The sequence below is a fragment of the Nostoc sp. NZL genome, from assembly GCF_015714705.1.
Lineage (GTDB): Bacteria > Cyanobacteriota > Cyanobacteriia > Cyanobacteriales > Nostocaceae > Nostoc > Nostoc foliaceum_A.
Map to the genome: position 1 here is coordinate 1 of NZ_WBKL01000178.1, position 25,965 is coordinate 25,965.

Consider the following 25,965-nt stretch of genomic DNA (forward strand, 5'->3'; position numbering starts at 1 on the left):
GCCCTCTGCCCCCTGCCTCTCCAATCACCCGCCAATCAAAACAGTGGGATTACCTTTGATAATTTTATTCGGCGGCCCTAATGCTTCTAAAACAGTGTCGCCCATCCGAGAGGCAGGTAGATTGTTAATCAGCACAGTCTGACTACCGTCAATCACAACCCCAGGGCCGTGAGGAGGGACAGGCAAGGGTGTCGCGCAATTATGAATATCAGCACCAGCAGCAGCAGCAGCGATCGCACTACCCATAGTAGAAGCTGCCGTTGTCTTTGTAGTTTGTTCTGCGGTTAAAGCAGCAGGTGCCCCTGGTGTACCAGCCGCCGCTAGGGTAGCAGCCTCAGCCGCTTTGATAGCTATATCAGAAGATGTTTTAGCAGACTGCAAACCTGGTACTGCTGCTGCAAGCACACCCCGCCACGCAGGTAAAGACCCAATCAACACATTGGGACTACCCGGCCCTCCTGTTAAAACTGGGGGTAAGGGATGCGCTACATTGTCGGTAATTCTTGCTGCTGGTCTACCCATCACAACCTCCTATTGTGTTTATTACGAATTACGAATTACGAATTACGAATTAATTAAGTCGAATCAACGCACCTTTGACTGTAATCGTACCGTTGGCTGAAATGTCTATATTTCCAGCAGCATCTAATGACATATTGCCTGTTGATTTCACTGAAACAGATTTACCCATGTCGTCCATTTTGATTTTATGGCCGCCTTTGGTTTCAATCTCTATGCACTTCTGACTATCGTTAAGATATATTTTGTGACCGTATTCAGTTTCTACGCGAATACCTTTTTTACTACTTCCTTTATCCTCTTCGACAAACTGTAGAGTATGACCTACACGAGTTTTAATGGTGCGTAATCTTACTCCATTTGTAACTGAGTCACTTACCTTTTCCGGTGGTGCATCCTTGCCATTCCATACCCCGCCAATGACGTAGGGGCGGTGGATATCGCCATGTTCAAAACCTACCAAAACTTCATCGTTCACCTCTGGTAAACAGTCGAAACCTCTCTTTGGCCCTGCTCCCAAAGCTACAACTCTTGCCCAGTCACTTGCATGTTCTTCTGTGAGAGTCGGAAACTTGACCTTCACTCTACCCCATCCCTTTGGGTCTTTGTTATCAGTCACAATTCCTACTAATAAAGTCTCAGATGGCTGTAGACGTTTTTCTGGAGATAGTGTTGTGAATAAGCTACCAGAACGTAGTCCCCGCACGCTGAAATCAGTTTCATAAACCCGCTGACTAAAGAAATGGCGTGTTTCTGTAACATAATACTTACCACTATAGCGATCGCCCATACCCTGAAGTGTAACAACTCGTCCAGGACGAATCTCAGGATTCCCTGCTGCTTTGGCATCTGCATAAACAAATTCTCCACCCAGTTCATCACACAAAGCCTGAGCCATCGTCTCTGCTTGTTTTTTGCTGGCAACAGGTTTATCTACAACAATCATTGGGGCAGGCTTAAGATTAGAAAATGCATTACTAGTACTACTTCCTAGCTGATTACCTGTCTCGGTTATTTGCTTCTCTTTCTTGGCTGTTCCGCTAATCAATTTTTTCTGGGTATAGTCCCAGGCACGAACTTCCACAGAACTCACCTGTTCAGAACTGGTGACGCGAGTACTAAATTTGCTAATATCAACTAGCCATTCTAGTGATAAAGCTCCCTGAGTTTTTGGTTTACAAAAATTTAGTTTATCCTCTGTAATAAATAATTCAAAACCGATGCGGGCAGCCCTTTCCCGCAAAAACTCCATATTAGTTTGGTTCTCTTGGAAGACATACTCATGAACTTCACCAGTTGGCTCTATATTACCAGGTCTTATACCTACTTCTTGAACTATTTTTTTGACTATACCGCTATCAGTTTCATTTAAAAAAGAACGATTATAACGACCTCTGTGCAGACGATGGGAAATATCATAACCGCGAACAATGATATCAGCTTCAGATTTTTCATTGAAGTGAACTTCCATTGCTGTAATTTCGCCTTCTATCAAAAATTTTTCTACCTCATCTTTAAAATTATTATCTTGAGTAGTACTCGAAGTAAAACCTAACTTTACTTTTTTACCAATTTTAAACAACTGCTCATGTCGCCAAGCCTTGCTTTCTGGTCGATCAGATGTGGGAATATAGCTATTATGTATGACTAGCGTAAACATTGCTGGCAAATGAACGCTTTCTTCGACAGTGATTTGCAACAAATCCTTCATTAATTCAGGCGAAGCAGCTTTTCCTTCTATCTGGATTTTAGGTTCACTTAAATAAAGGCTTTTTTTAGGAGGCATAACTATTATTTTATAACTATGAAATGTTCAGTCCAGCCTTTAATCACAAAATAGTAATTAAAGTGATAAATAGTACTTATAACTTTAGTTAATTTGGGTTACAAGTATTATTACAGCCTTTGATCTGCCTGACGATCTGGGCCTGTAGAAGCAGATTCACGTCCTCCAGGAAGGTTATTCTTATCTACTTCTTGCAAGGCTATATCTACCAGTGCCCTTACTGGTGTACCATCACTCAAAAACATATTTAAAGTGTAGGTTAGGCTCGTGATTACACAATAAAAATACTCATTTCCCCATGTAAATATGTAAACAGGTGGTCGTTTGTCAGTTGCTTTGCTGATGGTTTCTACACCTTTCTTAATTTTGTCTATATATTTTTTCATCACCGACTCTTTCGTTTCATAAGTATCATAAAGCAACTGTTTAAGTGTGAATTTGTAAGGTTCAACACCAGAAAAGTTTACTTTCGGAAGTAGAGTAGTTCCTCTATTACCATCCTTGCTTTCCCATTTAACAGTTCGAGCAAAACTAATATCTGTGGGATTAAACATCAATTCAATATCTGGCGCTTCGCCGTTATAAGCTACAAGTTTGGCTTTTTCAAGTTGCGGTTGGCGCTTTTGAATAACAATAATTGCTGGGCTTGCCATTTGAGTATTTCTCCGAAATTATTTATTGAATAGGAATTTACCAAGGTAATCTACCTGAATAACCGCCATGACGCTCTCGCTCAATTTCTATCCGTTGTCGTAATCTGCTATAAATTTCACGAGCGAGAGCTTCAAGATCAGCCGGATCATCTTTTTCATCTTCTGAAGGAGATGAAGATGTGCTCTCTATGGTCTCAGTTATCGGTTCTATTTCTCTAGATATGTCAGGTGGTTTGACCTCTCCACCACCAGCAAAACCTCTAGGTAAAGGAAGGTGTTTAGCAAAAACTTGTGGTGATTCTGAAACATGAGAAGATTCATAATTTTGGCTGTTAGATTCTCCATCACTAAAATTAAAGCTAGTGAAATCATCATTATTTCCATTTAGTAAATCTTCCACACTCAACCATTGAGAAGGTGTATTTGACCATTGAGAATGTGTATTAGTGGTGGAATTTGCTTTTCGGAAAATCAAGGGAGGCGATGAGTATTGAGGTGAAGGTTCACCTACATCAATTGTTTCGTTTTGAAGAAGATTAAGCTGTGGAGAATTAAGGACGGAAAGCCTGTGTTTTCCAATATTCAACCCCAATGAAGAAGGAATTAAAGAATTAGATACCTGAGATGAATCAGTCTCAGCGCTTTTTAGCTGTAATGAAGTGTCAGGAAAAGAATCGACTTTAGTCGGAGTCTCTGGAGAAGTTGTTTCTTCTGGTTCTGTGGGATTGGGTGTCTGTAAACTTGGGAGGATAATATCTTGGGGTGTTCCACCCGTGTTGATGTGATGTAGTAGAGGTAAATTTTTCTGTGCATCCCTGGTATTAATCACAAACTCCCCAGGCGTAAGCATTGCAGGTACTGTATCTGAGGGTGCTATCTGTTGGCGATTGTCAACTTGGGAGTCTGTAACATGACCACCAGTAGCATAACCTTTAGGTGCTGGCAAATTTTCAATGGTCGTATTTTGCTCAACTTTAGGTGCTGTGCTTACCTCATCTTGCGGGGAGATTGAATTCTCTGAGGTATCAACAAAGGTTAATATTTCAGGATTTGTTAGCGCAGTGGGAAATTCTGATTCTACTGTTTGTTCATTGTCAATAATTTTCCTGAAAATACTCGCAGTTTTATTCATCTCAGGCGATATGGCGCTAACTACTGGTGCTTCAGCAATCTCAGGTGATGTGGCCGTAAGTGGTGCGTCACTAATCTCAGGTGATGTGGCGGTAATTCGCGCGTAGATGTCTAGCGGCTTGTCGTTAGACGCAGTTTCACTAATCTCAGGTGATGTGGTGGTAATTGTTGGAGTTTCAACAATCTCAGGCGATGTGGCGGTAATTAATGGTGTGTAGACTCCTAGCGGCTTGTCGTTAGACATAGCAGTTTCACCAATTTCAGGTGATATGGCGTTAAGTGGTGTTTCCGTAATCTCAGGTGATGTGGTGCTAACTACTGGTGTTTCAGTAATCTCAGGTGATGTGGTGCTAACTACTGGTGCTTCAGGAATCTCAGGTGATGTGGTGCTAACTACTGGTGTTTCAGGAATCTCAGGTGATGTGGTGCTAACTACTGGTGTTTCAGCAATCTCAGGTGATGTGGTGCTAACTACTGGTGTTTCAGTAATCTCAGGTGATGTGGTTCTAACTACTGGTGTTTCAGTAATCTCAGGTGATGCGGTGGTAATTGTTGGCGTTTCACCAATTTCAGGTGGTGCTAAGATCGGCTGACTCTCTGTAGAATCGCTGGTAGTATTCTCCACATTACCGTCAAGTTCCAGTGAAATAATATTTGCTGAGACATCTGAAACATTAACTGCCATAGTAGATTGTGACTCTGAAGTAACTAACTGTTCATTATTATCAGAGTTTCTAAACAAACTAGGTGTATCTTCAATATCGACAGAGGTAGATGTTAACTGAACAGGCGTACTGGCTGAAGACTCACTCGTAACACTAGAGTTAATTTCTTGTTGTACTGTAATAGTTTTTTTTGCAATTGAGGACTCAAAATTAGGTATATAAACATGCGCTTTGGGCGCATATCTATAAGTCTCTACAGGATTTTCATCATTCCCCAAAGAATAAAGTGTGTCATCAACATAAGGTGAAATAAATGCTGTATCGTTAGCATTTACTAGAGAATTATCAGCTACCTCATTATCTGTGACGAAATCATTTTGAATGCTTTCTATTAAGTCTGCTTCAATGCCTGTAATTGTCTCAAAACTATTATTTATATGTGATAATTCTTCTGACGGTAATGGAGATTTTAAGCTTGGTGAAACCTCTTCTGCTTGGATTAAATTTGTTTCTGAAGCGGTGCTTTGATTATCAACTACAGAAGGATATTGATATGTTTTAATATTCTGTTTTGATGGCGTTGTGCTCACTGGGGTATCTGAGCTATTAACTAATCTTGATGCTTCCGAGATTACTTGTTGTTCATTATTGGGAAAGTTACTAGACGAGCTAAATAGTTCCTCCACATTATTAAGCGCAGGAAATTCTATAGGCGAATTTTCAACTAATTCACTTTGGCTTTTGTCTAATTCAATCTTTTCTTTTGATGGTAAAATACTTTCTATACCCAACAACTCTGCCCTGGGTAAACTAGATGGTAACTCAGAATTTAATTGCAGTTCATCGTTAGCAATATTCCTGGGTAAAGTTGAATTACCTTCAATATTTGGCAGATTAGATGCCGTTATGCTAGGTTTTACACTATTAGCAGAAAAAGCATCTATCGTAGTATTGTCTGAAGCAATATCCCATTGTAATGTAGGTATTTCCGAATTAGGCTCAACAGATAGCGGCTCATCTAATGTTAACAAGCTATCTTCGTTAAGATTAAGAACAATATTGCTTTCGTCAACAAATTTATCAACATTATTAGGCGCTGATGATTTGACTGTTTTCTTAGTCTTAGATTTTGGCTTTGGTTTTTTTTCTGCCGACTGTTGATATCTATTTATTTTTTTTGATTTAGATTTACCTTGAATATTTATTTTTGATGATGACTCATTACTCGTATTGTTATCAATGCGAGTTGGCATTATCTCTGGAATACTATTTATTGCCGATTCGTTACTATTAATAGTATTATTTTCTGGTGAAGCTATTGAATCAAAAGAATCAACCTCAAGTAATGTAAACTCACTATTTATATCTTGATTATCCCAACTATCCCAACCTATTAATGGTTGGATCGACGGCTCATGTTCACTAGACAATAAAAATTTAGAGGATGTAACTAATGGTGATTTAGTTTGTATAGGACTAATAATATTACTTCGCAAATGCAGAGAAGGAGAGTTTTTTCTCATTAGCATTTTATGAGAATTAGATAAACATGATCTTATCCCAAGGGGATGAAGATTGTTCCCTAGCGAAAATTGAATAATTTGCATAGATATAGTGGAAAAATGGTCAATTAGCTAGAAACGAAATATCCTGTTTTTTGATTTCGTTGTACAGAAATGCCTCCTCCTGTGGCTCTTGCAACTTGTAAACCTTCATAGGCTAAAGTTAATTCTTCAATTGCAACTGCCTTTCCATCTGCTTGGAGTGCAGGTGTTTTCCAGGTTATAGGAATAGCACCAATCAAAGTCCAACTCATCATCGTTTCACCAGCTTGATTGAAAATCAGAATATTGACATTGCGTCGAGATGTTTTCTTTTTTTCATCAAAAACTGCATTCATCCAGTTCCAAAAACCGGGATGATCGGTAACTCCACGTTTAAGAGTGATGTCTGCAAATTCTGTATGACCTAAATAAATTCTTTGCTGGTCGTTAACACCACCTTCCTGAAAAACATTTTTCTTAATTTGAATACTTAATCCTGTACATTCAGCGAAAGATGCAGCGATGGAACTGTCTATCTCTACGTAGAACCGATTAGTAGTGACATAATTTAATTCGTGGGTAATATTGCCGTTATTAGCGCCTGTAGCCATCACAACCACCTTTGGGAATTATAATTACCTAGCCTTTCACGCTGCGATCGCATATCTTCAAGCAAGAGTTTATACACATGCTCTGTGAGTTGATTTAAGAGCCGTGAGTCGTTGAGATATTTACTTGCCGTTTTAGCCGCTTTGCTAGCCTCAGATGCGGCTGAAACCCCTGCGTATCCAGCAGTACCGCCAACATCTCCATCGAATGTGAAAAATTTTTGTTTCTGATTTGAGTCCATAAATAAAAAAACTCTCCTAGAATCCAGGCTAAAGGTACTGCATCAGAATCAAAAGTAGCCAAAAGTCGAACTTAGTATTTGCCTGGATTTAGATTTTTGAGGAATTGTGTTGGAAATGCGATCGCAGTACTCTAGATGTTAGTAACAACAAAATATTTATCTACCTACGGTTTGGGTAACAGGATAAGAAAATGAGAGAACACGTCAGCCGGAATAAAAAAACTACTACAGGCTTCTCAATCCCATCCCTGAAACACCCGACACCCGGATTTGGTTTGGAGTCGTCAGCAATTTCACGCCAAGCGGTTCCTGAAATACAACCACTCCACAAACCACTTACTCACAATATAAATCGCATACCACTGCGTACCCAAACAAAACTCTCAATTAGCCAGCCTGGAGACATTTACGAACAGGAGGCTGATAACGTCGCACAGCAGGTAATGCAAAGAATGGCGCAACCTGCAAATCGCCAGTCTATCCAACGAGAAGCATTGCCAGAGGAAGAAGAATTGCAGATGAAATCTCTGGACAATAGCACACTGCAACGTCAAGAAGTGCCAGAGGATGAGGAAGAATTACAATTGAAGCCGATGGTGCAGCCTCAGGCTGAGGCTGGGATGGCTGCTGCGCCAATTAAATTAAGTAGTCCTGGCATAGATAAGACGGCTCACATCCAAAGAGTATTTATTAACAAAACAACTACAGAAGAGAAATTATCGGTAGAGCAGATAGAAGCAGTAATCACACGATTAAAGAAAACACGTGATATAGGATTATTAGCCAAAGCACCGCCAAACGATCTGAAAACTTTTCTAAAAAAACTCGCTGAAGGTCCTAATATTACCTATGAATCAGAAGACGAATTGATCAAAATTCTGAATGCAAAGACGATACACAAGAAGCAAATATTTAATCCCAAGTCAACTGGCCAGTGGCGAAAAATGAACCGCATTGCTGGACAGATGGAGGCTAAACTGGAAACGCTTAAAAATATACCAGAGGGAGTTGAGGAAATCATAACTATAGCCCGAGATTTGACAATCAAATTCAAAAAATTGGTCACCGAACATGCCTTTGATACGGGTATAGAAGTGTTGCAATTGGGTCTTGTTCTCTTGGAGCAAGTAACAGAGTTTCTCAACAACAAAGGTTCTCGATTCATGTGGCAGTTATATGGTCTACTGAGTCATCTTGGTCCCTTATCCTATGCTTATGAAAATTTTGCACAGAATTCCAATCAAAAGGCTATTGCATCAAAAGTACAGCCTATACAAGAAGAGATTATGGTGAAACTGCGTCAGATCCGGCAATTGATGGCAGCAAACCCAGATGGTGCTACGGTAGTGGCTCACCGAGGGAGCGGTCCCACAAACCGAACGATGGGAGGGCTAATATCTGAAACGGATAACCGACGGATAAATCGTCCAGCAGAAAACTCGCCTGATGCTTTTCAATCGGCCTTTAATGAAGCTACGAAAGAAAGAGAAGTTCCAGCATTGGATGGAGTAGAGTGTGACGTCTACCTTTCAAAGGACGGCGTACCAATGTTGAGCCATGAGGACAAAGTGCAAGAACAGCTGAAGAATGCCCAAAAGACAAAACAAAAACAATTACTCGCAACCTCGGGCAAAAAACTAGACAAAGCAGAAGTGCAAGACCTTTCTGCCCAAACACTTCAAAAAATAGAACGCACGGAAAGTCCCGGAAGTAGATTCATGACCTTGGCTGAACTTCTGGATATGGTGCTACCAGTAGCTGCGGATTATTATAATATAACGGGTAAGTCCTTTAGGCTAGAAGTGGAAATGAAAGGAGCCAAGGTATCTGACTCACATCAAGCCTTAGATGGATTAAGACCTTTGCAAAACGCGGTAGCCAAAATAATCAGCCAGTTTCATAAGAAAAATCCAGAGACTCCGGTGGAAATAGTACTATTCAACGGAACTCCATTGGATGTAGAAGGCTATGCAGGATTACGAAGTAAAAAAACAGCTTTAGGTGGTTTGTACACTGGTCTTGGAGTAAAAAAAGCAGACCTTGAAATTGGAGGTTTTCAAGAGAAATTCATTGATGAACTGCGGTATCAGTTTACCGTCGAATTTAATAGAAATAATGTGGACAAAAGTGACCTAGTTTTTGCCAATAAGTATTTAGATAATTTCATCAATACCTTGGTATTTGGACAGGAGTTTGCGCCAACAGAATTGAAGCTAGAAAAGTTTGAGCCTAGTGAAGATATTAAGGCTCACTTTGGCGAAACCAAGGATGTAAAGTCTACATTTGAGGATAGAAAAAAAGGCAATCAAGACTTCGATCTAAAAATCCAAAATGCATTAGAAAGGTATGCAAAGAACCCAGATAATCTGGCAAAAGTAAAGAAATTACACATACTCACAGATTATCCGAAGAAAGCTCAATGGATAAAGCAAGGTCTTCAGGAAGCAACGAAGATAGCCTTAGAGGAAACATAGTGCGATCGCCTGATCTTGTAGCGACAGTCTGCTACTTATATTAATATATGAGGGTGCGTTACTTCGTTCACGCACTAACCGAACAACAGAAAGGGCAAGGGTTTGCAGTCAGACAAAGAGCGATCGCCCACAACTCTCTTTATTCACCTGGATTAAAAATCTGATTAACCATTAATGGCAGTTCTGGGAAGGTGGGGGGGAGAATGCGATCGCTTAACCCACCTAACTTTAGAATAGGTTTGCCAAAAATTTAGACTTTGGGTGAATTGCTTGATGAGTGCGATCGCTGTACTCTAGATGTAAGTAACAGCAAAATATTCATCCACCTACTGCTTGGGCATCAGGAGATAAAAATGAGAGAACGCATAGTCCAGCCTAAAAAAGCTACTACTGCTTCCTTCTCAATACCTACACTCAAACAACCGACACGTGGTTTTGGTTTAGACTCCTCTGTTGCTTCATCTCAAGCAGCGAATGAGGTGCGATCGCGAAATTTACCTTTAGGGCACGACATTAGTCAAATATCACTGCGCCCACAAACTAAACTTACAGTTAACCAGCCCGGAGATGTTTACGAGCAGGAAGCTGATAGAGTAGCAGGGCAGGTAATGCAGACGATAAGCGAACCTGTAAACAAACAATCTGTGCAAAGGGAAGAATTGCCAGAGGAAGAAGAATTACAAATGAAATCCCTGGCTGCTTCGCCCAAAGCAGTTACTGAGGCGCAACCCTTAAACAAACCTCTCACCCACGACATTAGTCGAATGTCACTGCGTTTACAAACAAGACTCACAGTTAACCAACCTGGAGATGTTTACGAGCAGGAAGCTGATAGAGTAGCACAGCAGGTAATGCAGAAGATGAGCGAGCCGGGAAATCGTCAGTCTATTCAACGAGAAGCATTACCAGAAGAGGAAGAAGAATTACAAATGAAATCTGTAGCGGATTCCATTACTCCTGTGGTGCAACGGAAGGGTGGTGGAGTGGCAGCCACCTCAGACCTAGAAACTTCAATCCAACAGGCACGTGGAGGTGGACAGCCACTCTCAGACGACATCCGGCAACCAATGGAACAGGCTTTTGGAACTGACTTCAGCGGTGTGAAAATCCACACAGATAACCGCTCTGATCAGCTCAACCAATCCGTCCAAGCTCGTGCTTTCACCACAGGACAGGATATCTTCTTCCGTCAAGGAGAATATTCTCCAGGAAGCAACGGAGGAAAGGAATTACTTGCCCATGAGTTGACCCATGTTGTCCAACAAAATGGTAGTGCAGTTCAACGTAAATCTATTCCTGACCAAGGGGTAAAAAAATAAGATCCAGGCTAAAGCCGTCCTGATTTCTCCTTTATTGAACAGCCAATTCATGCCAAAATTGAAGGGTAGTTGATTAATCAACTACCCCAGGAAATTTAACAGCTTTTCGCAAACCTAGTGCATTAGCTCAATTTTTTAATTACACAACATATACCGTAAAATTAACTAGGTTATCCTGACCAAATCGCAGTGAATCACCGTTAAGCAGCCGATATTGCATACCAGGAGTTAGAGGATTGTTGTTTAAATAAATACCATTTGTACTCATATCAACAATCATGTATGCATTTTGCGACCAGTCCCAATCGACTCGCGCATGACGACGAGAAACTATTCCCTCACTAGGGATGCCGGTCAAGTCAATTTCTGGCGGCGCTATTCCTGGACTCTGACTGCGACGACCAATATAACCTCCTTCCCCAACGAGGTTAAATTCTCTCCCAGTGGTATGAATCAGCTTTAAAAGTGGCGCTCTTTGAGGTGGGGGAGTATAAACAGGCGGTGTTGGTGGATAGGAAACCCGTGGTTGATAAACTGTTGAATAATCAACAGGAGCTTGTTGGGGAGCTTGGTAGTTAGGTTTGTCTGTTGCTGGCCGCTGATACTGAACAGGTGGTTGTTGACTGGGTGGTGGTTGACTAGGTTGTTGTTGAATAGACGGTGGTTGACTAGGCGGTTGTGGTGTATTGGAAACTACATTACCCACAGGAGTGGAACACCAGGGACAAACCTTAGCATTGTTAGGCAGGGCGCGGTTAAAATATTCGCAACTGGGATTAGGGCACCGATTTGCAGGCATAGGAATTTATATCATCAGGCATAGGTTGTAAAGCTACAAGACCTACTTTACTAAGTAAACACTGACCCTGACGAGTGGTTAGCATCTGGGCAAATGTAGAACCACCAGGCAGGCGGCTGCTGTCTTTAGGGTACACTACGAAAATAGGGTATCCCAAGGGGTAGCTTTGGAAAGTGGTGACATCAACATAATAATCATCATGTTGACACAAATCATCTGAGGGATTAATTGAGCGGCGATCGCGCCGTTGAAACAGAGGTTGAATCGCTGACTTTTTGCCATCTGCGATCGCTAACGGATAGCCAGTACACTGTTTCCAAGTTTTACTGATAATGCCAAAACTAATAATACCAGTGGTTCGCCCCTCCAAAGTCTCACTGCGTATCTGATTTTGGGTTTTTGTTGTATCAAGTTTAGTAACTTTCGCTGTAAATAAAGCTTCGTCCTGAGGGGCATTTTTGAGAACTATTTCTTGAAATTTACTGATTGCTTCCGGTTCATTTGGGGCAAAAGGTTTCACCGGCAGATTTGGAAGTTTGGAACTAATTTGTTGCCAATTAGTAATTTTACCTGTGTAAATTTGACGCAATTGCTCAATATTTATTTGCCCCCCCAAAGCATTAGCAAGATTTGAGTCTCTTTTATTAAATGCTACAAAAACAATTAATCCATCATAAGCAACTGTTTTTTTTGTCAGTTTATCTGTAATCTGATTTACCAAACTAGTAATTGCAAAATCTTTTTTGTTTGTTTGGACTTCTTCAATACTTTTAATCGGATTATTGAAATTTGCTGATAAAACAGATTCATAGTTAAATGTTGCTGTTGCATCTGGTTTTGGTCTGGTTAATAAATCTCCTAAACGACTGTTGTCAACTGGTTGTGTTAAAACATAGCTCCATGTACTGTCTGTTTCTCCTGTATAAGTAAATTGTCCTGAAGGAACGTTGGGGACTTCGGAGAAATTCCGCACAAGTCTAGACCATTGTATATACTGATTAGGACTATCTGTTTTCTTGCCCAAAAGCCAATACAATATTCCTCCGCTAAGTAGTAATAAAGCCAGAATCCCTAGCAGAATTAAAGGCATTGGCAAACGCTTTTCTATTACTTGAGAACCAGAGGAAGATCGCGCTGAACTATTAACATGATCTTCTTTAGGAAGTTGTAGTAGTGCTTGACGAGCCGCTTCAGCATTCTCGAAAGGAGTTTCCAATCCAATTAGGCGATAAAGAAACCGCTTTAAATGGCTATCGGTATCTGGCCATTGTTGATTATCTCTAGGATCGAGAGGCTGGGTGGATAAAAAATTAGTTGTCCGTCCTGCCCATAAATAAAAGGCTAGCAATCCTAATGATTCTAAATCCTGTTCAGGTCTGGCAGGGGCGGGTTGAGCAATAATAGGTGGAATAAATAAGTTTTCCCAGATAGCTAAATCACAAAAATATATAGAAAATTTTTGATTATTTTCTACCTTAATTAAAGTACTATCTAAATTGATGTTGCCGTGAGTTATACCCAGTTGTGTTTGGTTTGAGGGAAAACGCAGCTTTTGAGTGTGGAGAAACTGGAGAGTTTGTAAACCTTGATTTAGTACCTCACGCACATCAGTAGATGTCATTGCTCCCTTATCTATGAGATATTTCCCTAAAGTTTGGGATGACTCTATTCCTTTAGTAATTAAATAACAGCGTTCTCCTTTTTCATCAGCGATCGCTTCTTTAGTTTCGACAAGACGGAAGTTTTGAATTCTACTATCGGCTAAACTGATCCCACCAACCCGTTTGAAAGTCTCTTTCCGCTTCAAAGTCTCGCTTTCATTAAAACAGCGATTGGGTAGCAGGTATTCTTTGATGATTACAGGCTGTTTGTCCTTAAGTTGGATACCTGAGTATAAGCGGCCTAAACCCCGCACACCGACAAAACTAGCTATTTGATAAGTCCCTTGACTTCCTTTAATCTCAGCCTCCTGCGGTAAAGTTGCCGGAAAACCACATTCCAAGCAAAACTTAGCGCCCTTGATTTGCTGTGCCGTTTGGAAAGGGCGATCGCAACTTAAGGGAGAATTGTATGAGCAGGGGTATTCTTGATAAAAAGATTCAAATGAAGCCATATACAAAGAGTTTCGTGAATTGCGCCGATTACTTCTGTCGCACTCAAGCGTGAACTAATCCTAACTTGAGGGCAGCCACAATAGCTTGAGTCCGGCTAGTAACCTTCAATTTTTCAAAAATACTTGTGAGATGCGCCTTAACAGTAGCAATTGTTACATATAAATGTTTAGCGATTTCTTCATTAGAAGCACCTTGAGTTAACCAGTATAAAACTTCTTGCTCTCTTTCTGTTAAATGCACCTCATGACATGCCTTCACACAAGAGTCTGAATAAGCCTGAAAAAACCGGAAAAATCTACTAGCAACTTCTGAAGGTAGATAAATTTCTGACCTAGTTACAGTGTCAATAGCCTCACACAATTGTGTTGCTACACGATTTTTAAACACATAACCTGCGGCTCCCGCCTGCATTGCTCTAAAAATCCAGTCATCTTCTTGATGAGCCGACAATACTAAAACCTTGCCAGTGTAAGCAGTTTCTTTAAGGCGTGCTAGAACTGTAATTCCATCACATCCTTTCAATTGCATATCCAGCAAAATTAAATCTGGACACTTCTGGGCTGTAAACTTTAAAACCTGCTCCACAGAATCCGCATCACCCATCACTTCTACAGGTAATGCAGAATTAATACTATAAAAATTTAAGAGAGTACGTAACCCTTGACGAAACCGTTCTTCGTCATCTACAAGCAAAACCGAAAGTTTCTTATTATCATTAGCCATCTTTTTTATTACGTTAGCGAGTTCATGTTCGCTTTTAGCATCTAGTAGAGAGCGTCATTACGAATTACGAATTACGAATTACGAACTAATTAACACTCCTCGATCGAGGCAAAATCATCGAAAATTGTGCTCCCCTGTCTGACAAAACTTGCGCCCAGATACTTCCTTGATGATCCAAAATAATTTTTTTAGCAATAGTTAAACCCAGCCCTGTACCTCCCTTACGCCGGGAATAAAATGGGGTAAATACTTTTTGTAAATCTTCTTTAGATAATCCTGGCCCTTGATCTGAGATTTTAATTAAAACTTCATCTTGAAAAATCTGCCAGCTACAGGTAATAGTTCCTGAATTAGGACTGAAATGAACAGCATTACTGAGGATATTGTCAAAGACTTGTTTCATTTGTAATCTGTCTATTTTCAGGATCGTCGATGTGTCAGGAATCGATATTTTAACTTTTTTCTGATTAATTAGAGGTTGTAAATTTGTGATACTTTCAATTACCAAACTTCTTAAATCTTGAAGTGTTACCCTTAATTTTGCACCTTGTCCACAATCAATAAGCTCGTTTAAATTAGTATCTAAATCTTGTATGCTTTCGCCGATGATTGTTGCTTGCTCTTGCCAAGGGCTATCCTCTAAACCTAAGCATAAATTATGTGCATACAATCCTATAAGTCCTAGAGAGTTACGTAATTGATGACCGACTCGATGCAGGATATCTTCCAATAGTTGAATTTCAGTTTTTTGTCTTCCATAGTCTAAATAAATATCTACATACTTACTCAGGATCATGGCAGAGCGTTTTACATACAATTGCAAACTCTCTGAGAGAGGTTCATTAGTAATAATTTGGATGTATTCAGGTTTTTGATTTCTATAGGCTATGGGGCAAATGTAAGAAATGGATGAAAAATCCTTAAGTTTAAATGCATGTAAAGTCAAAGCAGGTGGAAAATCTGTCAGCCATGCTTCTGAGCGCAAATAAGCTAAAGTTTTTGGAGAAAAAGGAGCTTGGCCTTGACCATAACGTATAACTTCCTGATGATTTTTCAGCAAGCAATCATGGTAGACAATCCGAGCGAAAAAAATTGGATACTGACTAGTTAACTGCTCAGACTCTAGCTGACAAAAGCTTTGGATGTCTGAGGAACTCAAATAATTCGAGCCATTCTCTAGTTTTTGTATAGAAAAGCCTAGTGTCATAGCTTCACTCGCTTTTTGCAACCAAATGTTTTTACTCTTCTGCTGACCAGTATAAATTTATGCAGTCTCAGTAATGTTTATTTTTTTGTTAAGTTATCTTGTTAGATAATTCATACAAAGAATTATTAAGCTTATTATTCACAGATGCTTCTCCGTTTTCTAAGTATATATAAGTACGTAGTGATTTTATATATGACACTTCATTCAGTAATAATCTGGCAAGGATAACAATGCTTGATTCGTAGTTAGCCCTACCCTACAGAAATCCATCACACCTCACAGAAAAAATGTAGTGCTTCCAATGAAAAACTACTCCAAACTAATCTACAAACTAAAGTTGCTGCTTTTCGGATTCTTGAAAATATAATATTTTCCAGCCTTCTTACTCATGATTCTGGGAGAGTAGGGGAGACTTGGGGACAAGGTCAAAAGAGGCAGGGGAGCAGGGGGCAGGGAGCAAGGGGGAAAACTGAGACGGAAGCTCAGACTCCGCCCCAGTAAGAGCGCCCTTTATGGCGGGGCTTGTCTGCGACACGCTATTCGCGAACATACCCATGTTCCGCTCCGCTCCACGGCTCCGGGACTCTTCTCTTGCTCCCCCTGCTCCCTGCCCCCTGCCCCTCCGCTTCTTCGGTGACTTGAGCGAAAGCTTGCAACAAGTCTTTCCCCTTGTCCCCAAGTCCTCTTCCCCATACCCAATGCCCAATCCAAAAATATCGACAAAAGTCTAATTAACTTTAGAAGGCTGATACATATACTGTAGATGCATCTGGATTAGCTACCAGCAGAACACCTTCATGCTTATCTTTGTTCTTCAAACTTTAGCCGAAATTCTAGCTGGAGGAACCTCACTTACCAGTACAGAGCAAATTGACTTTAGCCATCCTGGTAATCGACGGGAAGAGGGAGCAGGGCCGACTCTCAATTTATACATTTTTGATATACGTGAGAGTAAGCAGGTACAACATTCTGGCAGGCAAGTTGAACGCAAGCTAACACGCGCTCTACAACCTGCTACTGTAAATTGGGCACCGGCTTGGTTTGATGTTTCGCTGCTATTAACAGCCTGGGATAGAACAGCTTTAGGTGAGCATCACTTTATCAGTGAGGCGTTGACCGTACTGTTGCGCCATCGCACCTTGGAAGAGGAGTTTTTGGTTCCTGAATTACGAGGCTATGGTAATTTGAACCTGACAGTTGCCCTAGAGCCACCAATTGAGATTGGCTCTTTGTGGAGCGCTCTCAATGTACCATTGCGTTCAGCCTTATATTTGACAGTTACAATACCCTTCGAGCCACAACCTACTTCAGTACCTTTGGTTTGGGAGCGAATTTTCAATTTGCGAAATCAATTGTCTCGTGATACTGACAGTCTAGTAGTAACTAGACGAGTTGCGATCGCAGGTATTGTCAAAAGTGCGGTGACAAATCTGCCGTTGGTAGCGACAGAAGTGGCTGTGAGGGGAACTGAAAAGTCCATATTAACCACTAAAGAAGGGCTGTTCTTTTTTGAAGACCTTCATTTAGGTAATTATGTTTTGACTCTGAATCATCCTGGCTATCTACCCCAAAACGTCAACGCATTGGTAGATAACCAAAGTCATACTTTCAAAGAAATATTTCTAACTCCCGAATAATTAGATTTTTACTGACTTGGAGAGACTTTCATGGCTAGACTTGATTACTTTGCTCCCGGTGTCTATATTGAAGAAATTGACCGAGGTAGCCGACCAATTGAAGGTGTTAGCACGGCAGTTGCCGGATTTGTAGGCTTTACAGAAGATGTTCGCGGTGGGGCTGAGTTATACAAGCCCATGCTAGTAACCACTTGGACACAATATCTCAACTACTTTGCCCGTCCTAACTCTGATGGGTTCACCGACTTCAACGCCTATTTACCTTTTTCAGTCTACGGCTACTTTATGAATGGTGGCGGTCGTTGCTGGGTGACAAGCATTGGGACTCAGTTACCAGGCGCACCCAGACCCGCAACTCCAGAACCGGCTACCCTCAGAATCAACTCTAGAGGTAATCGTCCTGCCCTCCGCTTTACTTTGCGTCCTGAGCAAGCATCAGGCGGATTAGTAAATATCGTTATTATTGATGGTTCACCCCGCGCCCTACCAGAAGGTACTGAAGGAGAAGCGCCTCCAAATACGGGTGAATATTTCACCATCCAAATTCGTCGGGGAGATGAGCTTCTAGAGCAATACGAGAACTTGAGCATGAACCGCGAACCTAATTCTCAAGTTGCAACTTATGCGCTGGCGGCATTGAGAAATTCCATGTATGTCACTGTAGAAGACATAACTCAAAGCGGACAGCCTTTAGCTCGTCGTCCCGTGAATGGTCAATATGAACTAGCACCACCCATTGTTGCCGCCCCACCCGATAGATTTTCACAAAATTTAGAAGGGGTTCGAGACGATCGCACCGGGGTACGCGGTATCTTTGAAGTTGATGAAATCACAATGCTAGCCTGTCCTGATGTGATGCGGGCTTATCAAGAGCAGATACTGAATTTAGATCAAGTTCACGGCATCATCGAACTGATGATTAGTATGTGCGAGGGTTCTGCCAGTGGCGATATTCCCAATCCGCCCAACCGCATGGTTGTACTTGATGCGCCACCGGATGCCGTCAAACCCCAGCAAGTAGTTGAGTGGTTGAATAGATTTAACCGTCGTTCGATGTTTGCGGCCCTTTATTATCCTTGGATTAAAGTACCTAATCCACGCGATCGCGGTAATCCAATTTTAGTACCTCCTTGTGGTCATGTGATGGGTGTTTGGGCCCGCACTGACGAAACCAGAGGAGTTTACAAAGCACCTGCAAATGAAGTTCCCAGAGGTGTAATTGGTTTAGGTTATGACACAAACTTCCGCGAACAAGAACTATTAAACCCTCTTGGGATAAATTGTATTCGTACCTTCCCCAACCGAGGTATTCGCATTTGGGGGGCACGCACTTTAGTTGAGCCAGATAAAACAGAGTGGCGTTACATCAGTGTCCGTAGACTAATTAGCTATATCGAAAAATCCCTAGAACTGGGGACTCAGTGGGTAGTTTTTGAACCGAACGACCAAGATTTATGGGCGCGTGTAACCCGCACCGTCAGTAATTTCTTAGAGCGTATCTGGCGTGAAGGTGCTTTATTTGGTGCATCTCCAGCACAAGCATTTTATGTCAAGTGTGACGAAGAATTGAACCCACCAGAAACCAGAATTTTAGGACGTTTGTACATCGAAGTCGGTGTTTGCCCCGTCAGACCGGCTGAATTTGTTGTTTTCCGCATCAGCCAATGGAATGGCATTGAAGATAGCGAGTAACACTAAGTTAGGGCATTGGACATTGCAGATTGAGTGGTGCTTATTCTCCTTTTCTTCCTATTCCCAATGCCCCATTCACCATTCACCATTCTTCAAATTAATTACACACAAAGGAGTCTAAAAGTATGGCAGGCGAATTTTTAACCTCTTGTAAGTTTTACTTCGAGGCTGACGGAATTACTGATAAATTTATCAAAGAAATAAGCGGACTAGGCGTTGAAAATACCCCAGCGCAAGAAGTTCACGGTTCATCTAAGGGCGCTAAACTAATGCGTCAAGCTACACCAACAGTTGTTAAATTTACCAATATCACAGTAAAAGTCATCGCCACTGATGATATAGACCTTTATAAATGGTATCAAGACTGTAACGAAGACATGGGAGACCCTCGGAAGTGGGCACAGAATCGTAAGACTGGTTCAGTGGTTGCTTATGACCAACAAGGCTCTGAAAAAGCACGCTGGAACATTGTCAATTGTTATCCTTGTAAATACACTGGGCCTACCTTAACTGCCTCTGGTGGTGATATGGCGAATGAAACCATTGAATTGGTTCATGAAGGAATTAAACGGATCAAATAATTAGTATTTGCAGTAATTAACAGTGGTACAATCCGCAAGCCGAATTCCAGAAGTTCTTACAGCCCATCGGTTCTATTTAGAACTGAAACTAGAAGGTCAAAACGACGCAAATTGCTTCTTTTTGGAGTGTCAAGGCTTCAAAAGAACACAAGAGGTAATTGAAATTTCTGAAGTTACTTCTCAAACCTGGGGTACAAAAGGGCAGTCAAAAGGTCAGGTGGTGAGAACTAAACTTCCTAGCAATCCCAAGAGTGGTAATCTCACTCTGCGTAGAGGTACCACCAACTCTATGGATTTCTGGAAGTGGTTTGAAAAAGTTGAAAAGGGTAATTGGTCTGAGCAACGTAGACTTGTTGCTTTATCTATTTATAATCAGGCAAATCAAGAAGTAGCTAGATTTGAATTAGCTGGTGCTTGGCCTGCAAGTTATAAGATTGCCGATGTCAACGCCCGCAGCCATGACATCGAAATTGAGGAGGTGGAGGTTGCTTTTGAGGAATTTAAACGCGTGAAGTAATTAGGAGGACTATGTTTCCAACAGAGTTTGAATTTACATTGCCTAAGGGATATCTAGACTCTGAAGGCAACCTCCACCGCAAAGGTGTAATGCGGTTATCAACGGCGATAGACGAGATTGCACCCTTGCGTGACCCACGCGTTAAAGCGAATCCCGTTTATGCCACAATTATTATCTTGGCGCGAGTGATTACCCACTTGGGTGCTTTATCGGAAGTGACTCCTGCAATAGTGGAAAACTTTTTTGCCCAAGATTTAAATTATCTCCAAGATTTTTACCGTCGAATCAATGGCTTGGAGAGCGAAACTTCCATACCAGAAGATACAATAAATTCCCCTGAACCGCTTCTTCATAATTGAATTGGGAATTGGGTATCGGGGGATGAGGGAGATGGGGAAAAAGAACTATTGATTATTGCCCAATGCCCAAATTTAAATAATTTCGGGGGTTTAAGTAAAAAGCAACTAACAAGACGTTCGGCGAGCACTACTTCGACCCTTATCTACGATAGGCTGCGCCCTAAGCGTAGCTATGCCGCAGGCTTTACGACAAGCTCAGGGCAACGAACGTAGGCTCAGTACAAGTCAGTCCAGTCGCGGCAAGTTCTGTGGCGGGGTCTAAATCCCCGTTACAAAACTTAATTAAGTTAGTGTAGCGGTAGCGAGTCCGCGAGTGTTATTACGAATTACGAATTACGAATTACGAATTATTTTAAGTACCTATGCCCCGTAAGAAAGATATTCTCTGCACAGAATTTGCCTTCACTCTTCCTAGAGGACTGAGTGATAGTGAACACCGAATACATCGTCATGGGGTGATGCGTTTAGCCACCGCCAAAGATGAAATTTTGGTGCAGCAAGAGCGCAGAGTTCAGGAAAATCAGGCTTACGGTGTATTAGTAATGCTTGCACGGGTTATTACTCGCTTAGGCAGTTTCAACTCTGTTAGTCCTGATTTACTCGAAGGACTGCTCTTACATGACATTGCTTATCTCCGAGAATTTTACAATCGAATCAATCAACAAGGCAATGTACACATTTCGACACAATGCCCCCACTGCAATAATCAATTTTCAGTGGAGCTAGAACTAGCGGGGGAGTCGTAAGCTACCCCTCTGATACTTTGTATGAGGAGGTAGCTTTTATTGCTTATCATTTTCACTGGTCACAAGATGATATTTTAAATTTAGAACACACTACCCGTCAGCGCTGGGTAGCAGAAATCAATAAAATTAACCAAAAATTAATATGAAAGTAAAAGTTAGCTACTCACCAAATCTAAGTGAAATCAATGAAGTTGACCTTACCTTAGAAAATACAACCAGAGGAGAATGGCTAATAGGTCGTTCTCCTGATTCTGATTTAGTCTTAGATAGCCCTGATATTAGTCGGGTACATGCTAAGTTTTTTGTTAAAAGTGGAAATTACTACTTCTGCGACCTTGGCAGTAGAAATGGCTCAATATTTAACGGGAAACAAGCTGAAAAAGATCGACCATATTCTTTAAGCGATGGAGATATTATTAGGATTGCAGATTACGTTTTGATCTTAGAAACAGTTGCTCCCGCTTATGAGCAGCCAGAGACAGTCTTTAGAATTATAGACCCTTCATTGTTTTCTCGGCCGCGATCGCCTGAAAATGTCAGCCCTTCCAACGTTGCTAATCCAGCCCCAGAAGTAGTTAACGAAGCTCCAACGCCAATTATTCAAGAAGTAGAAACACCTGAACTTAATGTTGTTTCCTTAGAAACCAGCGAAATCTCAGAAGCTTCTATTCAACCTGATGATGTCATCGCGGTTGTTGAGGTAATCACCCCTGAAAACATCATTCAGTCACCAGAAGCAATTAGCGAAGTTTCAGATGATGTTCATGATGAAATTGGGGATTTGCATACATTAGTTGCAGCAGAAGTCAGCGCAGATGCTGAGGAAGTAGAAGTTCCAGAAGTTAGCGAAGACTCAGAAGCTTCTTTTACTGTAGCTGATGATGCGATCGCTGCACCTGAAAACATAATTGAAACTCCTGAAGAGGAAAGTGTTCCAGAAGCTACCTACAACGAAAATGCAGACTTTGAAGCAGCACTGGCGGCAGAAGCTACCTTTGTACAACGGCGTGATATAAGTGCCATTCCACAAGCTACCTCTGATGAAGATGCAGAGTTCGAGGCAGCACTAGAAGCAGAAGTCACCTTTGTGCAGCCGCGTGATATTTTTAACGAAATTCCTTCACAGAGTTCTGTTCCCGAAGCTACCTCCGATGAAGATGCAGAGTTCGAGGCAGCACTAGCAGCAGAAGTCACCTTCATACAGCCGCGTGATATTTTCGGCGAAGTATCTCAGGAGGAGAGTACCGCTCCCGAAGCTACTCATAATGAAAATGAAGTAGTAGATTTAGATACACCAGTCGCGGAAGAAGTAAGCGCAAACTTCGCTGATAAATTCGCCGAAGTTCTTGAAGACGCTGACATCCAGCCGCAAGAAGCATTGAGCCAAGTACCAGAAGAGGAGAGTGAAGTTACACAAGATAACAGTCATGAGGTAGTAGATTTAGACACCTCAGTTACATCAGAAGACAGTGCAGATGTTGACGAAGTAGAACCTAGTTTTGCTATTGATGAAACAGGAAGCGACGTTTCTGAAACATTGACGGAGCCTGATAATACCGTTGCGGAAGTTTTCAACAATCAATACATTGATTTGAGTAATACAACTGTTGATGATGTCGCTCCAGTAAGTGAAGCCTCTGACTCAGATGATATTCAATCTTTGGAAACAACAGAGAGTGGAGCTACTGAGAGCATCAGTCAAACTGTTGAAGAGGCTTCGGAACTAGAAGCAACTCAATCTGATGAAACTTCAGAAGAAACAAATATAAGTGAGCCTTCTCAAATGATCATTGAAAGAAATATAGTACTCATCGCTCACGAAAGCAAGAAATCAGAACTTGCTGAATTTGTTTCCCAACATCAGGAATTTTTCTCGCAGAGCTTTACAATTACGTGGCCATCAATTAGCGAAGTCTTACATCAACAGGCGGGCATAACTATTAGTCAACAAACCCCCGCACCAACTTCTGGAGGATATCAAACAATTGCTTCATTGGTTGGAGCAGGAGAAATTTTAGCAGTTATTTTCCTAAGAGATTTGCTGCAAGCACAACCTGGTCAAGCAAATGAAGAAGCACTGTTAAGGTTATGCACTATTAATCAAGTTTTACTGGCAACTAATTTGCCAACAGCAGAAGCGATTGTGCATTATCTGAAACCGATTGTAGACTAGTACTAAATTATTCATGAACCACAAAATACCCAACTCCTTTAAGGAGTTGGGTATTTTGGTATTTAATTGCTATTTTTTGTGAAAAGTTGCAAATTGCATAGAATAATTTCAATGCTGAAAATGAGGATAAAAAATATGTATATTTTAAAATAAAACTTATCTAGAGAAATGCTTGCAAAATTAAAAAGTTTATTTAGACAGCCAGTTATTTTTTCAAGTGCGATCGCTACAATTTTACTAGTGGGCATTCAAAAACTTGGGGTTTTCGAGCCTCTAGAAATGAAGGTCTACGACCAAATGATGCAATTACGTGGCGACCCAGGCCCAGACTCTCGTCTATTGATTGTTGCTTTAACTGAAAAAGATATCCAAAAATGGAATTGGCCCCTATCTGGTGAACTTCTAGAACGGCTGTTGGGCAAACTTGAAGAATATGAACCGCGAGCCATTGGTCTAGATATATTTCGTGACTTACCAGTGCAACCTGGTCATGAAAAGCTACTGCAACGCATACAACAGAGCGATATCATCATTCCTATCTGCAAACATTCTGGTTCTAACAATCCGGAAATAGCACCCCCACAGGGGGTTGAAGCAGAGCGAGTAGGATTTAATGATGTCGTAGAAGATACTGATGCGACAATTCGTCGTAATTTATTATTGGTAAGTGCAGAAGAGTCTGATTCTTGTCAAAGTAACTATTCTTTTAGCTTACAACTAGCACTCAAATACTTAGAAGTTGGAGGTATCCAACTAAAATTTACCCCAAAAAAGGAATTACAACTACGAGATACCGTATTTAAACCCCTGCAAAGTAACGCTGGTGGTTATCAAAAAGCGGATACCAATGGCTACCAAATCCTGCTTAACTACCGTTCTGGTTATCAGGTCGCTCAACAGGTAACTATTACAGAAGTACTTGCAAATCAAGTTAAACCAGATTTGGTCAAAGACCGCATCGTTTTGATTGGTTCAACAGCCAATAGTTTAAATGATATTTTTAATACCCCATTTGCTACGGGTAAATCAGATAATTCCGGCAAAATAGCAGGAATTGAAATTCATGCCCACAGCGTTAGTCAAATTCTCAGTGCTGTTCTTAACAAACAGCCTCTATTTTGGTTTTTGCCTGAGTGGGGTAAAGTCCTTTGGATATGGGGATGGACTGTAGTTGGTGGGTTGCTGGTATCGCGGATTCAACATCCACTAGGCTTAGGATTGGCAGGAGCAACAGCCCTTGCAGTCTTATTTGGAGCCAATTTTGCCATTTTTACCCAAGCTGGATGGTTTCCAGTAGTACCTCCAGCGCTGGGGTTAGTATTTACTGCCGGGAGTGTCCTTGCCTATAGTGCTTATCAAACTAAGCAAGAGCAACAAGAAATTACCCAACGGGTTCAAGAACACCAACAATTAATTGTGGAATTGCAAGGCCTTTTACGGCAACGCGGCAACGCCTCAAATGAAGCGCCAACGGTAATTACTGATTCCATCGGGCAAGAAATTGCACTAGGCACAGTACTAAACAACCGCTACAAAATTACTCAACCCTTAGGTTCTGGAGGATTTAGCAATACTTACTTGGCTGACGATATCCAGCGTCCTGGTAATCCGCAGTGTGTGGTTAAACAATTACGACCTCCCCGCCAAGATGCAGAATATTTAAATGTTGTCAGGCGCTTGTTCGATGCTGAAGCAGAAATTTTAGAAACTTTGGGTAAGCACCCACAAATTCCCCAACTGCTAGCTTTTTTTGAAGAAAATCGGCAATTTTCTTTAGTGCAAGAATTTGTTCGAGGGCACGCTATGGACAAAGAGCTAACCTCTGGTAAGCGATTAAAACAAGCTGAAGTTGTGGAGATACTCAAAGAAGTTTTACATGTGCTTGTTTTTGTTCACAGCTATGGTGTTATCCATCGAGATATCAAACCTAGTAACTTGATTAGGCGAGAATCAGATCAGCACATTGTTTTAATTGACTTTGGCGCTGTTAAGCAAATTCAGCCTCAGCAGCAAGAAGCTCAGACCATTTCAATTGGTACTCCTAATTATGCACCTTCTGAGCAAATGAGCGGTTTGCCAAAACTCAACAGCGATATTTATGCGTTGGGAATCATGGGAATACAAGGTTTAACTGGAGTAGATCCCAGAGAATTTCGCAGAGACACAAATACTGGGGAAATAATTATCCAAATTGAAGCTGATGCCAATCAACAGATTTGGCAACATTGGCGCGAATTAACTGAGGCAACAGATGAGTTAGTTATTATCTTAAATAGAATGGTACATTTCGACTTCACTCAACGATATCAATCAGCAGCAGATGTACTCAAAACTCTCGAAAGTCTCTAGTCTTATGTCTGAGCCACTACCCAAAAATTTACAGTTGGGCTTCATTTGGATCTTCAAGATTATTAATCCATTTAGAGGTATCTATTACCTTACCTAAATCGGAGAGAAGGCTCCCGCCATAATCTCT

At 41.2% G+C, this 25,965-nt stretch carries 21 protein-coding genes; 11 read left to right on the forward strand and 10 right to left on the reverse strand.

Annotated features, from left to right (window positions below; all coding sequences use genetic code 11):
- Positions 1–24: 24 nt before the first annotated feature.
- From F8R90_RS26925 to F8R90_RS26950, 6 genes are all read right to left on the reverse strand, one after another.
- Positions 25–522, reverse strand: coding sequence for a PAAR domain-containing protein (locus F8R90_RS26925; RefSeq protein ID WP_196513228.1), 498 nt, complete (start codon positions 520–522; stop codon positions 25–27).
- Between the two features lie 49 nt (positions 523–571).
- On the reverse strand, positions 572–2,305 hold the full coding sequence (locus F8R90_RS26930; protein ID WP_196513229.1) for a VgrG-related protein: 1,734 nt from the start codon (positions 2,303–2,305) through the stop codon (positions 572–574).
- A 110-nt stretch (positions 2,306–2,415) separates the two neighbouring features.
- Positions 2,416–2,958: a CIS tube protein gene (locus F8R90_RS26935; RefSeq protein ID WP_196513230.1), complete on the reverse strand. Its 543-nt coding sequence runs from the start codon at positions 2,956–2,958 to the stop codon at positions 2,416–2,418.
- A 37-nt stretch (positions 2,959–2,995) separates the two neighbouring features.
- Entirely contained in the window at positions 2,996–6,184 is a 3,189-nt protein-coding gene (locus F8R90_RS26940) for a hypothetical protein (protein ID WP_230966922.1), read from the reverse strand.
- A gap of 200 nt (positions 6,185–6,384) precedes the next feature.
- Positions 6,385–6,909 carry a phage tail protein gene (locus F8R90_RS26945; protein WP_190899288.1) on the reverse strand — a complete coding sequence of 175 codons (525 nt, stop codon included), beginning with the start codon at positions 6,907–6,909 and terminating at the stop codon, positions 6,385–6,387.
- Complete coding sequence (locus F8R90_RS26950) at positions 6,909–7,148, reverse strand: hypothetical protein (protein WP_196513232.1); 240 nt, start codon at positions 7,146–7,148, stop codon at positions 6,909–6,911. The genes F8R90_RS26945 and F8R90_RS26950 overlap by 1 nt, the downstream gene beginning before the upstream one ends.
- A gap of 191 nt (positions 7,149–7,339) precedes the next feature.
- Here F8R90_RS26950 and F8R90_RS26955 point away from each other — a divergent pair, with 191 nt between their 5' ends.
- The gene (locus F8R90_RS26955) at positions 7,340–9,622 is read left to right on the forward strand and encodes a glycerophosphodiester phosphodiesterase (RefSeq protein ID WP_196513233.1); all 2,283 of its coding nucleotides are present in this window, start codon (positions 7,340–7,342) and stop codon (positions 9,620–9,622) included.
- Positions 9,623–9,975: 353 nt separating this feature from the next.
- Entirely contained in the window at positions 9,976–10,941 is a 966-nt protein-coding gene (locus tag F8R90_RS26960) for an eCIS core domain-containing protein (protein ID WP_196513234.1), read from the forward strand.
- A 139-nt stretch (positions 10,942–11,080) separates the two neighbouring features.
- Here F8R90_RS26960 and F8R90_RS26965 read toward each other — a convergent pair whose 3' ends face one another.
- From F8R90_RS26965 to F8R90_RS26980, 4 genes are all read right to left on the reverse strand, one after another.
- Positions 11,081–11,740 (reverse strand): FHA domain-containing protein, encoded by a 660-nt coding sequence (locus tag F8R90_RS26965; RefSeq protein WP_196513235.1) that lies wholly within the window; start codon positions 11,738–11,740, stop codon positions 11,081–11,083.
- Positions 11,718–13,853: a substrate-binding domain-containing protein gene (locus F8R90_RS26970; RefSeq protein ID WP_196513236.1), complete on the reverse strand. Its 2,136-nt coding sequence runs from the start codon at positions 13,851–13,853 to the stop codon at positions 11,718–11,720. Before F8R90_RS26970 ends, F8R90_RS26965 begins: the two co-directional genes overlap by 23 nt.
- A 43-nt stretch (positions 13,854–13,896) precedes the next feature.
- Positions 13,897–14,577, reverse strand: a complete 681-nt coding sequence (locus F8R90_RS26975) for a response regulator transcription factor (RefSeq protein ID WP_196513237.1) — start codon at positions 14,575–14,577, stop codon at positions 13,897–13,899.
- Positions 14,578–14,662: 85 nt separating this feature from the next.
- The gene (locus F8R90_RS26980) at positions 14,663–15,784 is read right to left on the reverse strand and encodes a sensor histidine kinase (protein ID WP_196513238.1); all 1,122 of its coding nucleotides are present in this window, start codon (positions 15,782–15,784) and stop codon (positions 14,663–14,665) included.
- Between the two features lie 797 nt (positions 15,785–16,581).
- On the opposite strand from F8R90_RS26980, the gene F8R90_RS26985 reads away from it, so the two are divergent.
- From F8R90_RS26985 to F8R90_RS27020, 9 genes are all read left to right on the forward strand, one after another.
- Positions 16,582–17,421, forward strand: a complete 840-nt coding sequence (locus tag F8R90_RS26985; RefSeq protein ID WP_190899300.1) for a Pvc16 family protein — start codon at positions 16,582–16,584, stop codon at positions 17,419–17,421.
- Between the two features lie 30 nt (positions 17,422–17,451).
- On the forward strand, positions 17,452–19,113 hold the full coding sequence (locus tag F8R90_RS26990) for a phage tail sheath family protein (RefSeq protein ID WP_196513239.1): 1,662 nt from the start codon (positions 17,452–17,454) through the stop codon (positions 19,111–19,113).
- A 125-nt stretch (positions 19,114–19,238) separates the two neighbouring features.
- Entirely contained in the window at positions 19,239–19,694 is a 456-nt protein-coding gene (locus tag F8R90_RS26995) for a phage tail protein (protein WP_196513240.1), read from the forward strand.
- A gap of 22 nt (positions 19,695–19,716) precedes the next feature.
- Positions 19,717–20,211, forward strand: coding sequence for a phage tail protein (locus F8R90_RS27000; protein ID WP_190899303.1), 495 nt, complete (start codon positions 19,717–19,719; stop codon positions 20,209–20,211).
- An 11-nt stretch (positions 20,212–20,222) separates the two neighbouring features.
- Positions 20,223–20,570: a hypothetical protein gene (locus tag F8R90_RS27005; protein WP_196513241.1), complete on the forward strand. Its 348-nt coding sequence runs from the start codon at positions 20,223–20,225 to the stop codon at positions 20,568–20,570.
- Between the two features lie 362 nt (positions 20,571–20,932).
- A complete protein-coding gene (locus F8R90_RS27010) occupies positions 20,933–21,316 on the forward strand; it encodes a phage tail assembly protein (protein WP_196513242.1) in 384 nt (127 codons plus the stop codon).
- Positions 21,280–21,462, forward strand: coding sequence for a DUF6760 family protein (locus tag F8R90_RS33745; RefSeq protein WP_083782463.1), 183 nt, complete (start codon positions 21,280–21,282; stop codon positions 21,460–21,462). Before F8R90_RS27010 ends, F8R90_RS33745 begins: the two co-directional genes overlap by 37 nt.
- Positions 21,459–23,489 carry an FHA domain-containing protein gene (locus F8R90_RS27015; protein WP_196513243.1) on the forward strand — a complete coding sequence of 677 codons (2,031 nt, stop codon included), beginning with the start codon at positions 21,459–21,461 and terminating at the stop codon, positions 23,487–23,489. The genes F8R90_RS33745 and F8R90_RS27015 overlap by 4 nt, the downstream gene beginning before the upstream one ends.
- Before the next feature lie 168 nt (positions 23,490–23,657).
- Complete coding sequence (locus tag F8R90_RS27020) at positions 23,658–25,838, forward strand: CHASE2 domain-containing serine/threonine-protein kinase (protein ID WP_196513244.1); 2,181 nt, start codon at positions 23,658–23,660, stop codon at positions 25,836–25,838.
- The last annotated feature ends 127 nt before the right edge of the window (positions 25,839–25,965 follow it).

What these genes read in the sequence shown, in the direction of transcription:
- F8R90_RS26945 (WP_190899288.1), bottom strand. Translation starts at nt 6,909, where the DNA reads ATGGCTACAGGCGCTAATAACGGCAATATTACCCACGAATTAAATTAT.
- F8R90_RS26965 (WP_196513235.1), bottom strand. Translation starts at nt 11,740, where the DNA reads ATGCCTGCAAATCGGTGCCCTAATCCCAGTTGCGAATATTTTAACCGC.
- F8R90_RS26995 (WP_196513240.1), top strand. Translation starts at nt 19,239, where the DNA reads ATGGCAGGCGAATTTTTAACCTCTTGTAAGTTTTACTTCGAGGCTGAC.
- F8R90_RS26980 (WP_196513238.1), bottom strand. Translation starts at nt 15,784, where the DNA reads ATGACACTAGGCTTTTCTATACAAAAACTAGAGAATGGCTCGAATTAT.
- F8R90_RS26935 (WP_196513230.1), bottom strand. Translation starts at nt 2,958, where the DNA reads ATGGCAAGCCCAGCAATTATTGTTATTCAAAAGCGCCAACCGCAACTT.
- F8R90_RS26955 (WP_196513233.1), top strand. Translation starts at nt 7,340, where the DNA reads ATGAGAGAACACGTCAGCCGGAATAAAAAAACTACTACAGGCTTCTCA.
- F8R90_RS26950 (WP_196513232.1), bottom strand. Translation starts at nt 7,148, where the DNA reads ATGGACTCAAATCAGAAACAAAAATTTTTCACATTCGATGGAGATGTT.
- F8R90_RS26960 (WP_196513234.1), top strand. Translation starts at nt 9,976, where the DNA reads ATGAGAGAACGCATAGTCCAGCCTAAAAAAGCTACTACTGCTTCCTTC.
- F8R90_RS27010 (WP_196513242.1), top strand. Translation starts at nt 20,933, where the DNA reads ATGCCCCGTAAGAAAGATATTCTCTGCACAGAATTTGCCTTCACTCTT.
- F8R90_RS26930 (WP_196513229.1), bottom strand. Translation starts at nt 2,305, where the DNA reads ATGCCTCCTAAAAAAAGCCTTTATTTAAGTGAACCTAAAATCCAGATA.
- F8R90_RS26985 (WP_190899300.1), top strand. Translation starts at nt 16,582, where the DNA reads ATGCTTATCTTTGTTCTTCAAACTTTAGCCGAAATTCTAGCTGGAGGA.
- F8R90_RS27015 (WP_196513243.1), top strand. Translation starts at nt 21,459, where the DNA reads ATGAAAGTAAAAGTTAGCTACTCACCAAATCTAAGTGAAATCAATGAA.
- F8R90_RS26990 (WP_196513239.1), top strand. Translation starts at nt 17,452, where the DNA reads ATGGCTAGACTTGATTACTTTGCTCCCGGTGTCTATATTGAAGAAATT.
- F8R90_RS27005 (WP_196513241.1), top strand. Translation starts at nt 20,223, where the DNA reads ATGTTTCCAACAGAGTTTGAATTTACATTGCCTAAGGGATATCTAGAC.
- F8R90_RS26970 (WP_196513236.1), bottom strand. Translation starts at nt 13,853, where the DNA reads ATGGCTTCATTTGAATCTTTTTATCAAGAATACCCCTGCTCATACAAT.
- F8R90_RS26925 (WP_196513228.1), bottom strand. Translation starts at nt 522, where the DNA reads ATGGGTAGACCAGCAGCAAGAATTACCGACAATGTAGCGCATCCCTTA.
- F8R90_RS26975 (WP_196513237.1), bottom strand. Translation starts at nt 14,577, where the DNA reads ATGGCTAATGATAATAAGAAACTTTCGGTTTTGCTTGTAGATGACGAA.
- F8R90_RS27020 (WP_196513244.1), top strand. Translation starts at nt 23,658, where the DNA reads ATGCTTGCAAAATTAAAAAGTTTATTTAGACAGCCAGTTATTTTTTCA.